Source organism: Holdemania massiliensis (assembly GCF_022440805.1).
GTDB classification, from domain to species: domain Bacteria; phylum Bacillota_I; class Bacilli_A; order Erysipelotrichales; family Erysipelotrichaceae; genus Holdemania; species Holdemania massiliensis_A.
In genome coordinates this window covers 1764263-1775730 of record NZ_JAKNTK010000001.1, presented here as the reverse complement: position 1 = coordinate 1775730, position 11468 = coordinate 1764263, and the positions used below count along the sequence as shown (strand labels likewise).

The following is an 11468-nucleotide window of genomic DNA, read 5'->3' as shown; positions in this document are numbered from 1 at the left end:
GGCTTTTATTCTGACTTCAGTTCCCGGGCCATCAGCAGCTTGATCGCCTTTGACGGCTTTTCGCCTTCATAGAGAACGCGGTAGACCTGTTCGGTGATCGGCATGCTGATGTGTTTTTTTATGGATTCCTCATAGATGACCTTGGCCGCTTTCACGCCCTCAACCGTCTTTTTATTGGTTTTCCAGAAGATCTCCGCACTGTCCTGCCGGCCGATCTGCACGCCGGCTTGGAAATTGCGGGAATGCTGGGAGGTACAGGTGACAATCAAATCCCCGACACCGGTTAATCCCAAATAGGTTTCGGCCCGTCCGCCCTGGGCAATTCCATAACGCGACATTTCCGCCAGGCCGCGCGTCATCAGCGCCGCCCGGGCGTTGTCGCCTTCACCTAAGCCGGTAATAATGCCGCTGGCAATTGCCATGATATTTTTAATCGCCACGCCGGTTTCCGAGCCGATCACATCCGTCCCGCGGTAAACGCGGAAATATTCATTGGAGAACAGTTCCTGAATCTGGCGAGCGGAGGCTTCGTTTTCACACACTGCATTGACAGACGTCAGCTTGCGCAGAATGACCTCTTCGGCATGCGAAGGTCCGATCAGCGATACGACGTCGGTCAACGTTTGCGGCGTAAAGCATTCTTTAATCACTTCACTGAGCCGCTTGTGGGTTGTCGGATGAAAGCCCTTCGCGACATTGATTACGATGACCGGATGATCCAGCACCGCGGCGGCCTGCCGGCTGACTTCTTCAACCGCACCGGTCGGCACGGCTAAAAGCAGAATGTCCGCGGACGCAACGACAGCAAAATCCAGCGTCGCTTCAATTGCCGGATTGACCAGAACCTCGGGAAAATACTTGGTGTTCCGGTGAAGCTTGAGATCCGCGATTTCCTCCGGGCTTTTGCCCCAGACAACCACGTCATGATGATTGTCCGCCAGCACCTGTGCCAGCGCTGTGCCCCAGCTTCCGCTGCCCAATACGCAAATTTTCATACTGCGCCTCCTTTAGTCCTTACTGCGGGCGATGATCCGAATCGGTGATCCGTCAAAGCCAAACGCTTCCCGCAGCCGATTCTCAATATAGCGCCGATAAGAGAAGTGCAGCAGCTGCGGATCGTTGACAAATAAGACGAAGGTCGGCGGAGCCACCGCCACCTGCGATGCATACAAAATCTTTAACCGCTGTCCGTTATGCGTCGGTGCCGGCGTTGTCAGCTGAGCGTCCATAACAACTTCATTTAAGACGTTGGTCGCAATCCGCAGCTGCGAATAGTGATAAACATCCTCAATCATCGGCAGCAGGGTATTGACGCGCTGATGGGTTTTCGCGGAAACAAACAGAATCGGCGCATAGCTCAGATAGACAAACTGGGTGCGGATCTGTTCCGTTACCCGATTCATCGTTTTCTCGTCTTTTTCCACCGCATCCCACTTGTTGTAAACAATGATGATCGGCTTGCCTGCTTCATGAGCATAACCGGCAACATGCTTATCCTGTTCGCGGATTCCGCTTTCGCCATCAATGACAAACAAGACGACATCGCATCGTTCAATCGCGCTCATCGCTCTTAGCACCGAATACTTTTCAATGTTCTCATACACTTTGCCGCGCTTGCGGATGCCCGCCGTATCCACGACGACATAATGTTTGCCATCCTGTTCAAACGGCGTATCAATGGCATCGCGGGTCGTACCTTCAATATCCGATACAATAACCCGTTCTTCCTTTAACAGGGCATTGACTAAGCTTGACTTTCCGACATTCGGACGGCCGATCACCGCAAAGCGAATGCCTTCCAGCTCCGGCTGCTGCTTCTCGGGAAAGGCTTCAACCAAGGCATCCATCACATCGCCGATGCCGATGCCGTGCGATCCGCTGACCGCAATCGGCTCGGATAAACCCAGCGCATAAAATTCATAAATATTGCCCTGCAGCGTTGCGTCGTCAATCTTGTTCACAGCCAGAACCACAGGCTTGCCGCTGCGTCTTAACATCCGGGCGATGAATTCGTCGTCCCCGGTTACGCCATCGCGGCCGTTGACGATGAATAAAATGACGTCGGCTTCCTCGATCGCAATTTCAACCTGAGCTTTTATTTCTTCCTGAAACGGCTGATTTTCCAGCTGAATTCCGCCGGTATCAATAATGCGGAAATCCTGGGTCAGCCACGTTCCTTTTCCATAAATCCGATCCCGGGTTACGCCCGGCGTATCCTCGACGATTGAAACACGTTCGCCCAGAATTCGATTAAAAATCGTTGACTTTCCGACATTCGGACGGCCAACGATGGCAACCACGCCTTTAATCATGGCTTCCCTCCTTCATTTTTTCCTCAACTAACCGCTGAATTGCTGCTACAACCTGATCAATGGTCATCTCTGAGGTATCGATGCCCACGGCATCCTCAGCCTGCCGCAGCGGAGAATTCACACGTTCCGTGTCCTGTTTATCCCGCTGAGCGATCTCCGCGACCAGCTGTTGATAGTCTGAGCTGATTCCCTTCTGCTGATTCTCCAAGAATCGCCGCTGGGCCCGCGCCTGGGGCGAAGCAGTCAGGAAAATCTTAATTTCCGCATCCGGCAGCACGACTGTGCCAATATCCCGGCCGTCCATGACGACCCCTTTATCGCGCGCCATTTTCTGCTGCCGCTCCACTAATTTCTGACGGACTATCTTCCATGAGGAAACCTGGGAGGCGGCCATTGAAACCGCGTCCGAACGGATTTTATCCTTCATTTCCTCACCGTCAAGGAACACCTGCCCTTGCGGGGTTAAGCGAATTTCCGTTTGATCGATCAAACTTCCCAGCGCCGCTTCATCATCCAATGCGACGCCCTGATTTAAAGCTTTGTAAGCGATGCAGCGGTACATCGCTCCGGTATCCAGATGGATATAGTCACACTCGCGGGCCAATCGCCGAGCAATCGTACTTTTTCCGGCGGCACTGGGCCCGTCGATCGCAATGTTCAATTTCATTAAATAATTCCTTTCTGAAGCAGGATCCAGTATACGACGATGCCTAAAACCACAAGCAGCGCCAGGATCAGCAGGACCAAAATAAAGTTCAGCAGACGATTGGTATAGGAAACTGAATCGTTCATATCGTTCAGCTCATCTTCATAGTCATCCATCTGCGCCCGCAGCTGAACAGTTTCACTCATCAGCTTTTCGCGCAGCTCTTTTTCCTCCTGCATATGCGAACGCAGTTTACCGAAGAAGCGGTGCGGCTGGGTTTCATCATCATCCTCCCAATCCTCATCGTCCTCCTGAGTTTCATCTTCCTCGTCGTCTTCGTCATCATGACGACGGCCGAACAGCTTCCAACGCGGCTTCTTCGTTTCTTCCTCGTCTTCGTCATCCCATTCGTCGTCATCTTCCTCGTCATCCTCTTCAATGATCGGCTGACTGTCTGTAAATTCTTCCTCCTCGACCGGCGGTTTCATGCGCCGCGGCTTTTTGATTTCCGGCGCCGGTTCCAACGTTTTCAGCATTTCTTGGCTATTGCCGCTCTGATCCAGCAGCTGTTTGACCTCCAATGAAATCGTGTTGCGCAGCGTATCATCTTCCGGCAGCACAAAAGAAGGAATATCCATATCATCCAGCAGATTATCCTTACTGGTGCTAACCATTTTTTCCTCAAACGGACGGATTGAGCTCTGCTCGCGCAGCTGCTTCAAAATATTGACCTGCGTATCTTCGCTGGCCAGCAGTCCGCGCTGCTTGTTGTACTCCTTTACTTCGCTGATGTATTCGTCAAGATATTCATTATTAAAAGAAGAGGTTGCCGTCCCTGCCTTCTCTTTCTGCGTTTCATCCGCAAAATAAGCTTCGCGGCGCAGATGGATCGGATCATGGTTTTCTTCTTCCTTCACTTCCAGCTGTTGAGTTGCAGTGGTATCCAAACGGCTTAACCGTTCAGCATAAGCGGAAATCCCCTTTGTACTGATCTGCGATTCCGCATCGTTCTGCAATTCCTGCCTCAGTTTTTCATATTTAGCCTTACGCGACATATTCTGCATACACAGTGCCTCCTAATCTTTTTCATTATATCAAAAATTGACCTCAGTTGCGAAGAAAACTGACGGTTTGTCTGGATTCTTTTATGAAAGCGTCTGTCGAATGAACAGAAATGATCCTCCTGCCCAGTCAACAACGTTGCTTTTTTTAATCCGTCACAGCCCATCCAACAGAAATTCACAGCAAAAAAAAGAAAAAGCCGGAGCGTTCCCGGCTTCATGCTTATCACAACAAACGCTGACACAGCCCTTTTCGGTTTCCCGCTGATTCAGCCTCCGTCCCCACGTTTGTCCGTATCTTAGCGGTGCAGGATCGGTGAAATATGCTTATACAGTAAGAAGACCATCAGCGATGTCACAATGCCCTTAATCAAGTTAAACGGTGTCGTGCAGAACAGCACCAGCGTAAACGCATTGTTGACAAACGGAACAACCTCGGCCCCCATGGAAATGATCGCTTCCAGCGGCATATGAAAGAAGAACGAATACGCCGGCAGCATAACAAAGTAATTCGTCAGACCGCCGACCAGCATCAGCGACAGTGTTCCGAAGATCATGCCGATCAGTGCGCTTTTCAGATTTTTATGCCGGCGGTAGAACCAGGCGGCCGGCAGAATAAACGCGCAGCCCATCACAAAATTCGCCAATTCCCCGACATAAGCCGTACCGGAACCGAAGAACAGACAGCTTAGGAAGACCTTCATCGCCTCAATCGCAACCCCGGCCAGCGGCCCCATCGCAAAACCGCCGATCAAAACCGCAACTTCGCTGAAATCCAGCTTATAAAACGGCGGGGCAATAAATGGAATCGGGAAATCAAATTCCATCAGGATAAAGGCAATCGCTGCCAAGATGCTGACCTTAGCCATGGTTTTAATGTTGAAAAATTTTCTGTTTGTCATCGTTTTTCCTCCTATTTCTGACAACTTTCACTTTTTATGCCGAAGCGACAAAAAAAGGTTTCAACAAAACCTTCGGGGAATCACTCTATGAAAAAGAAAAAAAACATTCTTTCATCCAGACTGTACTGTCGCCACTGGAATTTCACCAGTTCAGCCAAATTTGGCTCGCGGGGTTTACCGCCGGTCGGGAATTGCACCCTGCCCTGAAGTTTTCATCGTCTTTATCATAACCTTCACAAGTCTATTTGTAAAGACATTCCACAAAAAAAGCAGCGGAAAATGAAAAAAGATTTGATCACTCTCTGACCAAACCTTTCATGACTGCTTAAGCGCGTCCGGAATATTTGCCGTCCGCCGTGTTGATGACGACCATTTCATCCTGTTCAATAAACAGCGGAACACGAATTTCCAAGCCCGTTTCCAGCTTCGCCATTTTTGAAGCGGATGTCGCTGTATCACCCTTAACAGCTGGTTCGCATTCAACGATCTGCAGCTCGACTTTATCCGGCAGAATAATTCCCAGAATTTCACCTTCATACATCGAGATGGTTACGTTATCATTTGGTTTCATGAACTTCATTTCCCATTCCAGATGATCCTTCTGGATTTCAATCTGATCATAGGTTTCATTGTCCATAAAGACTAACGCATCGTCGGTATCATACAGATACTGCATTTCCCGCTTGTCGATATGAGCCTGTTCAACCTTATCGCCGCCGGTAAAGGAAATTTCGTTGATGACTCCGGTACGCAGATTTTTAACCTTGACCTTAACGATCATCTGACGCATCGCAGTTTTGTTGTGCTGAATATCCAGAACGACAAAAATATTACCTTCATTTTCAAATGTTGTTCCTGGTTTTAAATCATTGACAATAATCATTACTATTCACCATCCTACCTAGTATATTTTATAGGAATAGCCGATTTTGTCAATGATTTCCCGGCTGCGGGCGACGATTTTCCAGATGGATGCGATTGCCGAAGCGGCGGTTGCAACCAAAACTGATCGTAGAAGCAATCGTTGCAAAGCTCAGATAACACCATTGATCAAAATCCAGGCGTCCTCCCAGAATCAGAAATTGTACTCCCAGGATCACAGCACTGACAAAGAAATCAAGCAGTTCCACTGTATTTTTAGACCGATACATCAAAACCCAGGAAACAAAGAACAGCTCAGCACCGTACACACAGGTCAGAAAAGCGGAACTTCCCGAAGGCAGAAACTGCAGCGTTTCCCCCAGCAGCATCAGGATCAGAAAAAACACCGATGCAATCAGACTGTCAATGAATTGTTTCATCGTTTCACCTCATCTCTATCTCATAGTTTGTCACTTTCCGATCAGTTTCATCCAATCTGAACGCAATTTTTTCAAATTCTGTTCGGATTTCAACTGCACCCTGTGACCACGCTACATCCGCCTGAATTTCCGGCCGCCAGCCATCGCAGCGGTATTGTTGTTGCAGCTGACAACGAACCCAGCGGAAGATTGGAATCAAGCGCAGATCCTGCTGCTCGCTCAGCTGCAGCTGCTGCGCGACATCCATTTCCGCACGGAGCTGAAGATAGCCCAGCGACACCCAGGCACTGATGATCAGAAACCAGGATAAGAAGAACAGACTGACAAATCCCCGTTTATTGAGCATCACCGACAATCGCCTCCCACTCCCCCGTTTCGCTTACTAACCGCATCCAGATCTGATCCTGCCGCTGTTCAAACTGAACCGAGATGACCTGATCGAAAAAAATCCAGGTTCCCGGCTGCACCAGCAGCCAGTTTCCGCTCTGGACTAACCGTCGGTTCTGACCTTCGGCATAGAATGCGAGCTGATCATGGCTGACTTCGATTTGTTCGCTGCCTAACAACAGCCGGCGCAGCTGCTGCAGCTGAATCTGATCCTGGGCTGAACGCATCAGCCAATCCTGCCTGCTCAACAAATTAACGATCACAGGAATCAACGGCAAAAACAACGCAATGATCCACAGACTGAGAAGCAGATCGATCAGGATGCTTCCGGCTCGGGCGGAACTAGCGGATCGAGCGTTTCGACTGGAAGCGGCGTGCATCTTGGACATTCCCCCTTTGCCTGCAGTGCCTCAGCTAAACGTTGATTGCTTTCCTGACGCTGCCGCCTGACAATTTCATCCAGATGATACCGGCTGCTCAGCAACCCGCCGACTAAAAGCAGGCAGGCTGTACACAACGCAATCGCGATCAGTGCATCGCTTAAAAGAAAACCACGTTTATTTTCCAACGATTCGCCCTCCTGCCAGCTCCATCACAAGACAGCGCCGGCTGAAACACAGCGTTCGAGCCTGATCAATCCGCCCCTTCGCATTGTAGTGTATGCGAACCGGCACAAGGGGGTCCGCACTAATTTGAGCATTCAGTTCCCGGTTTTCACGGATCGCCTGGGCTTGGTACGGCAAAACCTCAGCGATAAACTGGCCCGGACTTAAATCCGGCTCTCTGATCAACGGTATAGTTAACAGCTCGCAAACCGACAGAACCGCCAGTGCCAACAACATTTCGACGAACGTCATCCCAGCTTTAGCGGACATAGGCCTGACCCTCGCGAATCTCCAGCTGTTCGCCGCCGGAGCATTCCGTCTGTTGCTTTGTTAACAGACCGGCTGAAACCAGATCGTTTATTCTCAGCGGCAGCTGACCGGTATCCAGCTTGTACTGCAGGATTGCCGAATCGATCACTTTCAGCTGGGCAGCACAGCCCTTTTCATCCACAATTTTCATCACCCGCTGAATATTGGGGACAGACAATAAAAACAAGATCGCCAATACACTGACAACAATAATCATCTCCAACAATGTAAATCCTCGTTTCATCTTAATTCTCCTTTCCCAATGCTACATCTGACTCATGATGGAAAGCGGCAGAAGCAGGATCTGATAAACGATCAAAATCATTCCGGCAATCGTTATGTATGCAAACAGCTGCAGTCCTCGGGCCATGAAGCGCAGCTGACTCAGCAGCTGACCCTGGCGAACTTCAACATAGCCTTCCAGAAGCGGCTGCACCTGCCCGCTGCGGGAAGCCGTGCGCATTAACTGCATTAAAGAGGGATCCAGGTATTCCGTGCCCAAGGCTGTTTCCAGACTTTCTCCTGCCAAAAGTGCCTGCTCGACATGCCAGCTCATTAATTTTAGGAAGGGCTTTTTCGGCAGTTTTTGCAGCACGGTCAGTGTGGTCTGGGTCGGACAGCCTTCGCTGAGGCAGCAGGAAAAATAACGGGAAAAATCCAAGCCCAGCCACCTTCTTAAAAACCGACCGCGGCGCAGTTTAATTAACAGTACATACGCGCTCAGCCGGGCTGTCGGCTGACGCAGCCAGAAAACAATCCCCACCCCCAGCATCATCAGCAGCATCAGCAGAATAAACAGGCCGTAAAGTCCATGATGTAGAAAAAGCATACCGCCGGCATCCCGCTCAAAGGATTGAATCAAACTGATCAATACCGGAAAGCAAAGATGATTGAATAGGGCGAGCCCGACCAGACTGCCTGCCGCCAACACCAGCGGATATCCCAGCAGACGGCGAAGCTGAGAGCGATTTTCCATATACAGCTGATGCAGCCGCAGGGATAAGGTCAGTGCACGATGGGGCGGCATGACCTGCGCCATCGTTTCAAAATCGGCTGCAATTCCTGGCGGCAGCGCTGGAGCCAACAAAGCCGCAAAGCCTTCGCCTTCCAGCATCCGCTGGCGAAGCGCGGCGATCACCGGATGATTCTTCGGTGTTTCGATAAAGGTCAGGCTTGTCTGCCAGCTCATTGCACTGCCTAAAAGAATCGCCAGCTGCTGACATTCAGAGACCGACAGCGTCCCATTGTTTGTGAGTGATGCGATTCTTGAGCAGCAGATCGTCCAGACGCTGCTGCAGCGGGATAAAATGATCCGGCATCTGACCTTGACGAAGCTGTGCCAGCTGCTCGGGCAGAAGCACTTCATAGATACACATCCTTCCCTTTTGATTTTTTAAGGACACCAACCGCTGACAGCTGACTCCGACAAGCATTTCCATCAGCTGAGTTTCACTGACTCCCAGTTCGATCATCCGTGTGATCGCTGAATGGGCTGAGGAAGCATGAATGCTGGTCAGAACCAGATGTCCGGTCAGTGCGCAGCGCAGCGCCATCGCTGCTGCCACCGGCTCGCGAATTTCACCGATCATGATGACGTCGGGATCATGCCGCAGCAGTTGGCTGATCCCCTCATCATAGCCCAGATGCTGACGTTCATTGATCTGAATCTGCACGAAGCGTTCCGAATAGATTTCAATCGGATCTTCCAACGTGAAGATCTTGGCCGGACTTAATTCGTTGAGCATGGCATACAGCGTGGTCGTCTTGCCGCTGCCGGTAGGGCCGCTGACGAGGAATAAGCCGCTGCGGCGTTTCAGTCCCTTTTTTAGCAGATCGGTCTGCTTTTTGTCGGAACAGCAATCTGCCAATGTCCAGTCCAGTGTACCGTTAAGAATCCGCAATACCCCGCTGGTCAGCATCAGACTGTGCATAACCGCAAACCGCAGTGCCAGCATCTTGCCGTCCACCTCCATTTCAAACCGTCCGGTCTGCGGCCGGCTGCGGTCACTCAGCTCCAGATTAGCCCGGTATTGAAGATAGCGGAACAACTTTAGATCCTGTGGTTCGGTTTCGATATCCTTGATCTGAATACCGCAGCGCATTTGCAGCGTTACTGTTTCATTGCGGATGGAAAAATGCAGATCGGTGGCGTGCTGGTTTATTGCCATCCGCAGCAAAGCAAGTAATCGTTCTTCCATATTCTCTCGCCCCCTACATCTTCAATATTGCGCATTTTTCAAAAAAGCCCCAAAAAAAATTAAAAAAAGCTGAATTTTCATCAGCTTTCCATTTATTTTCGCCAATAGGCACTGCCATCCGCCGTCCGTTCCAAAAATCCATATTCGATCAAAGCCCGGCGTAAATAGACATGATCCGGCCAGATCCGCTGAAGCAGCGTATTGATCTGTTTTTCGGTATAGCGGACTTCCGGTTTGAAATTCTCCGCAATTTGCGCCAAAACCGCAAGCTTGCGCTTTGCCTTCGCCGGCATTTCCTTTAATGCCCCCTGCGGGTCAAAATACGTTTTTAAAATTGTTTCCTTCTCTTTTTCCGTCAATTCATAACGTTCATCCCGCATCACGGCAGCCGCATGGGCGTCGATCAGCGCTGTATCACTGAGCTGCTGGATCGAATGGCCGCTGTTCTCATTCAGCAGGGTCATCATCATGACAAACAGCTGCGCCTGTTTTTGTTTTTCCCGCAGCTTAAACCGATAATTGCGGATCGTTGACAAGGTAACACCTTTCTCTTTGGCAATCTGCTGATCACTTTGTCCGCAGGCAAAAGCCTGCAGCATTTCCAGCTGCATCGCACTGATGCCTAACGCCTCGGGCCCTAACTTCAATAACATAGCCAATGGCGAACCGTGCACATTTTTTACATGCGATTTCATCTTTCGTTCGCCTAAGACCCAACGTTCATCCTGTGCGTAAATTTCCTGCGTATAATACCGCTGTCCGCAGAATAAGCATTCAGCCTCGTCTTCCATAATTCGATAACCACGGCGCATCTCTTCTACAGAAGCATCCCAAAGTTCCTGTTTTTCCATCATTTCACTTCCTTCTATATTTTATACAAACATTATACAACGGCATCTACTTTTTAGATAGATAATATTAAATATATCTACATAAAAAAGTAAAAATGCCCTAACTTCCTTCAAAGAAATCGACTAATTTGGTTTGCCGCATCCCCTTCGCAAAACAAAAAGCATCACCCTCAAAGCGATGCTTTCTGTGTAATCATGATCGATGTGTCCGCAAAAACGGATTATTCATCAGTTCTTTTTCTAGCACCGTAGCTGCGCCATGCCCCGGATAAAGCCTCAGCTGCGGATTCAGGGTACGAATCATTTTCAGCGTCTGCCGCATCTGAGAATCATTGCCCAACGGCAAGTCTGTCCGTCCAATGCTGCCTTCAAAAATGACATCACCACAGAAGCAATCCTGACCGATCACAATCAGCACACTGCCCGGCGTATGTCCCGGCGCTTCAATCACCTGGAATTCGATTGTTCCTAATTTCATTGTGCCCTCAATCAAAGGTCTGGTCTGACTGCGGACATGAGCCGTCATTTGCGCCATACTGTTAAGTGTTTCATCTTCCAGCAGAATCTGATCCTCAGGATGCACATACACCGGACAATGAAACTGTCGAACCAGTTCATCGACGGCTCCAATATGATCAAAATGGCCGTGCGTCAAAATAATTGCCAACGGTACACGCCCCTGCAGACGATCCAGGATTCGCTGGGCTTTGCCTGTCGGATCCATGACCAGCACGGTACCCTGATCTTCCAGAATGTAACAGTTGGTCGCAAATGCACCGGAGGGAATGGTTTCTATTTTCATCCTATATTCCTTTTTTCACCTTTCTTGCTTCTGATCTTCAAATCCGAGCTCAAATTTACCCACTTTATTAGAAAAAGCTGTAACTTGCAGCTGA

Annotated in this window: 16 protein-coding genes and 1 riboswitch; all 16 genes read right to left on the bottom strand. The window is 49.8% G+C overall.

All coding sequences use genetic code 11. The features are described from left to right. Nucleotides 1–5: 5 nt before the first annotated feature. The 16 genes from MCG46_RS08070 to MCG46_RS07995 all read right to left on the bottom strand — a co-directional run bounded on the left by MCG46_RS08070 (nucleotide 6) and on the right by MCG46_RS07995 (nucleotide 11374). Nucleotides 6–995 (bottom strand): NAD(P)H-dependent glycerol-3-phosphate dehydrogenase, encoded by a 990-nt coding sequence (locus tag MCG46_RS08070; RefSeq protein WP_020223255.1) that lies wholly within the window; start codon nucleotides 993–995, stop codon nucleotides 6–8. 12 nt (nucleotides 996–1007) lie between these two features. After that, nucleotides 1008–2312: a ribosome biogenesis GTPase Der gene (der, locus tag MCG46_RS08065; RefSeq protein ID WP_154240354.1), complete on the bottom strand. Its 1305-nt coding sequence runs from the start codon at nucleotides 2310–2312 to the stop codon at nucleotides 1008–1010. Further along, the gene (cmk, locus tag MCG46_RS08060; protein ID WP_240279174.1) at nucleotides 2305–2979 is read right to left on the bottom strand and encodes a (d)CMP kinase; all 675 of its coding nucleotides are present in this window, start codon (nucleotides 2977–2979) and stop codon (nucleotides 2305–2307) included. Before cmk ends, der begins: the two co-directional genes overlap by 8 nt. Continuing rightward, the gene (locus MCG46_RS08055) at nucleotides 2979–4022 is read right to left on the bottom strand and encodes a hypothetical protein (RefSeq protein WP_240279172.1); all 1044 of its coding nucleotides are present in this window, start codon (nucleotides 4020–4022) and stop codon (nucleotides 2979–2981) included. The genes cmk and MCG46_RS08055 overlap by 1 nt, the downstream gene beginning before the upstream one ends. Before the next feature lie 296 nt (nucleotides 4023–4318). Further along, the gene (locus MCG46_RS08050) at nucleotides 4319–4921 is read right to left on the bottom strand and encodes an ECF transporter S component (protein ID WP_020223251.1); all 603 of its coding nucleotides are present in this window, start codon (nucleotides 4919–4921) and stop codon (nucleotides 4319–4321) included. Nucleotides 4922–5020: 99 nt separating this feature from the next. Continuing rightward, nucleotides 5021–5136, bottom strand: a riboswitch (FMN riboswitch). Between the two features lie 110 nt (nucleotides 5137–5246). Further along, entirely contained in the window at nucleotides 5247–5804 is a 558-nt protein-coding gene (gene efp, locus MCG46_RS08045) for an elongation factor P (protein WP_020223249.1), read from the bottom strand. A 49-nt stretch (nucleotides 5805–5853) separates the two neighbouring features. After that, nucleotides 5854–6222, bottom strand: coding sequence for a hypothetical protein (locus MCG46_RS08040; RefSeq protein WP_020223248.1), 369 nt, complete (start codon nucleotides 6220–6222; stop codon nucleotides 5854–5856). Between the two features lie 4 nt (nucleotides 6223–6226). Further along, nucleotides 6227–6571: a hypothetical protein gene (locus tag MCG46_RS08035; RefSeq protein WP_240279170.1), complete on the bottom strand. Its 345-nt coding sequence runs from the start codon at nucleotides 6569–6571 to the stop codon at nucleotides 6227–6229. After that, nucleotides 6558–6989 (bottom strand): hypothetical protein, encoded by a 432-nt coding sequence (locus MCG46_RS08030; protein WP_240279168.1) that lies wholly within the window; start codon nucleotides 6987–6989, stop codon nucleotides 6558–6560. Before MCG46_RS08030 ends, MCG46_RS08035 begins: the two co-directional genes overlap by 14 nt. Further along, complete coding sequence (locus MCG46_RS08025) at nucleotides 6926–7177, bottom strand: hypothetical protein (RefSeq protein WP_240279166.1); 252 nt, start codon at nucleotides 7175–7177, stop codon at nucleotides 6926–6928. The genes MCG46_RS08030 and MCG46_RS08025 overlap by 64 nt, the downstream gene beginning before the upstream one ends. After that, nucleotides 7167–7484, bottom strand: coding sequence for a prepilin-type N-terminal cleavage/methylation domain-containing protein (locus MCG46_RS08020; RefSeq protein ID WP_020223244.1), 318 nt, complete (start codon nucleotides 7482–7484; stop codon nucleotides 7167–7169). Before MCG46_RS08020 ends, MCG46_RS08025 begins: the two co-directional genes overlap by 11 nt. Then, nucleotides 7474–7767, bottom strand: coding sequence for a competence type IV pilus major pilin ComGC (locus MCG46_RS08015; RefSeq protein ID WP_006060297.1), 294 nt, complete (start codon nucleotides 7765–7767; stop codon nucleotides 7474–7476). Before MCG46_RS08015 ends, MCG46_RS08020 begins: the two co-directional genes overlap by 11 nt. A 21-nt stretch (nucleotides 7768–7788) precedes the next feature. Beyond that, complete coding sequence (locus MCG46_RS08010; RefSeq protein WP_240281443.1) at nucleotides 7789–8295, bottom strand: type II secretion system F family protein; 507 nt, start codon at nucleotides 8293–8295, stop codon at nucleotides 7789–7791. 451 nt (nucleotides 8296–8746) lie between these two features. Beyond that, the gene (locus MCG46_RS08005; protein ID WP_240279164.1) at nucleotides 8747–9721 is read right to left on the bottom strand and encodes an ATPase, T2SS/T4P/T4SS family; all 975 of its coding nucleotides are present in this window, start codon (nucleotides 9719–9721) and stop codon (nucleotides 8747–8749) included. 92 nt (nucleotides 9722–9813) lie between these two features. Next, nucleotides 9814–10572, bottom strand: a complete 759-nt coding sequence (locus MCG46_RS08000; RefSeq protein ID WP_240279162.1) for a DUF2087 domain-containing protein — start codon at nucleotides 10570–10572, stop codon at nucleotides 9814–9816. 193 nt (nucleotides 10573–10765) lie between these two features. Next, the gene (locus MCG46_RS07995) at nucleotides 10766–11374 is read right to left on the bottom strand and encodes an MBL fold metallo-hydrolase (RefSeq protein WP_020223240.1); all 609 of its coding nucleotides are present in this window, start codon (nucleotides 11372–11374) and stop codon (nucleotides 10766–10768) included. Nucleotides 11375–11468 lie beyond the last annotated feature (94 nt).

Bases quoted from the DNA above. Each gene is read 5' to 3' on its own strand.
- MCG46_RS08070 (WP_020223255.1), bottom strand. From the start codon at position 995: ATGAAAATTTGCGTATTGGGCAGCGGAAGCTGGGGCACAGCGCTGGCA.
- der (WP_154240354.1), bottom strand. From the start codon at position 2,312: ATGATTAAAGGCGTGGTTGCCATCGTTGGCCGTCCGAATGTCGGAAAG.
- cmk (WP_240279174.1), bottom strand. From the start codon at position 2,979: ATGAAATTGAACATTGCGATCGACGGGCCCAGTGCCGCCGGAAAAAGT.
- MCG46_RS08055 (WP_240279172.1), bottom strand. From the start codon at position 4,022: ATGCAGAATATGTCGCGTAAGGCTAAATATGAAAAACTGAGGCAGGAA.
- MCG46_RS08050 (WP_020223251.1), bottom strand. From the start codon at position 4,921: ATGACAAACAGAAAATTTTTCAACATTAAAACCATGGCTAAGGTCAGC.
- efp (WP_020223249.1), bottom strand. From the start codon at position 5,804: ATGATTATTGTCAATGATTTAAAACCAGGAACAACATTTGAAAATGAA.
- MCG46_RS08040 (WP_020223248.1), bottom strand. From the start codon at position 6,222: ATGAAACAATTCATTGACAGTCTGATTGCATCGGTGTTTTTTCTGATC.
- MCG46_RS08030 (WP_240279168.1), bottom strand. From the start codon at position 6,989: ATGCACGCCGCTTCCAGTCGAAACGCTCGATCCGCTAGTTCCGCCCGA.
- MCG46_RS08020 (WP_020223244.1), bottom strand. From the start codon at position 7,484: ATGTCCGCTAAAGCTGGGATGACGTTCGTCGAAATGTTGTTGGCACTG.
- MCG46_RS08015 (WP_006060297.1), bottom strand. From the start codon at position 7,767: ATGAAACGAGGATTTACATTGTTGGAGATGATTATTGTTGTCAGTGTA.
- MCG46_RS08010 (WP_240281443.1), bottom strand. From the start codon at position 8,295: ATGCTGGGGGTGGGGATTGTTTTCTGGCTGCGTCAGCCGACAGCCCGG.
- MCG46_RS08005 (WP_240279164.1), bottom strand. From the start codon at position 9,721: ATGGAAGAACGATTACTTGCTTTGCTGCGGATGGCAATAAACCAGCAC.
- MCG46_RS08000 (WP_240279162.1), bottom strand. From the start codon at position 10,572: ATGGAAAAACAGGAACTTTGGGATGCTTCTGTAGAAGAGATGCGCCGT.
- MCG46_RS07995 (WP_020223240.1), bottom strand. From the start codon at position 11,374: ATGAAAATAGAAACCATTCCCTCCGGTGCATTTGCGACCAACTGTTAC.